The organism is Dietzia cinnamea NBRC 102147, from assembly GCF_001571065.1.
GTDB lineage: Bacteria > Actinomycetota > Actinomycetes > Mycobacteriales > Mycobacteriaceae > Dietzia > Dietzia cinnamea.
On record NZ_BCSW01000136.1, the window covers coordinates 1 to 1118 of the forward strand.

1 protein-coding gene is annotated in these 1118 nt (G+C 62.2%); it reads right to left on the reverse strand.

Going from position 1 to position 1118, the window contains the following annotated elements; genetic code table 11:
- Positions 1-291 precede the first annotated feature (291 nt).
- Positions 292-888 carry a recombinase family protein gene (locus DCI01S_RS16480; protein WP_061230211.1) on the reverse strand — a complete coding sequence of 199 codons (597 nt, stop codon included), beginning with the start codon at positions 886-888 and terminating at the stop codon, positions 292-294.
- Positions 889-1118 lie beyond the last annotated feature (230 nt).

The following is a 1118-nucleotide window of genomic DNA, read 5'->3' on the forward strand; positions in this document are numbered from 1 at the left end:
GGCGACGGAACCGAGTCCGCACCTTCCCGCGGCTGACGATGAGCACCTCCTCGCCACCATTACCCGAACGGTTCAGCAACGTCCCGACCCGATCAGCCATGAGGAGACCCTTTCGCCCGGAATCTGTATCAATAGATACTAGACCCGACGGGAAGACGTTTCATAAAGGCCACATCGACCCTGTGACACAGCGAGGACGGTTGGCGGCATATCGTCCCACACGGGTGTACCGGTAAATCGCGCTGCTCGGTGGCGGCGTTCTAGCGGCGATACCTGACGGCGCCACCTGCATTAAGGCTCGAGCGCCTCGAGGGCTCGGGCGGCTTGCTGGTGGCGGTAGAGGGTGGCGCGGGACCATCCGACCAAGCTGGCCGCTTCGGCGGCGGTGCGGCCCTTTCTTCGGGCGTCCTGGGCGATGTCGAGTTTTTCGGCGATCACTGCGGGATCGACCGGGGGCCGACCGAACCTCGTGCCGTTCTGCTTCGCCGCGGCGATGCCGGCGTTGACGCGTTCAGTGATGAGCTCGCGCTCGTACTCGGCCAGGGTGGCGAGCATGCCCAGCATCAACCGGCCGGAGGTGGTCTCCGGATCGATGCCGTCCGAGAGCGACCGGATCTTCACGCCCTTGTCGCGAAGCAAGTTCACGTTATTGAGGACATCGATCAGGGAGCGGCCGAGGCGGTCAATGCGCCACACCACGACGGTATCGCCGGGCTCGATGTAGTCCATCAGCCGCTTCATCCCCGGGCGCTCGGTCGCGGTCCGGCTCCCCGAGGTGACGTCGGAGAAGACGTCGCGCTTCTGAACCCCGGAATCTACGAGTGCATCCAACTGCAACTGCGCGTCCTGACTCGCGGTACTGACGCGGGTGTACCCCAGATGCCTCATGGCCCGATTCTGCCCCATAAACCCCTACCGAGGCCGATCCTGAGACGAATGTCGCCAAGATGACTTAATGAGACACCGGCGGGTGGCCGTAGAGCCAGGAAAACTGCTCAAAAGTGGTCGCTGTCCTGGACGGTGTCGGGTGTCTTGAAAACCTTTAGGTTTTTAATGCGTTGTCCCAACAGTTCAGCAGACGCTGTATAGTTCAGCAAGTGCTGACTATTGTTTCCCGC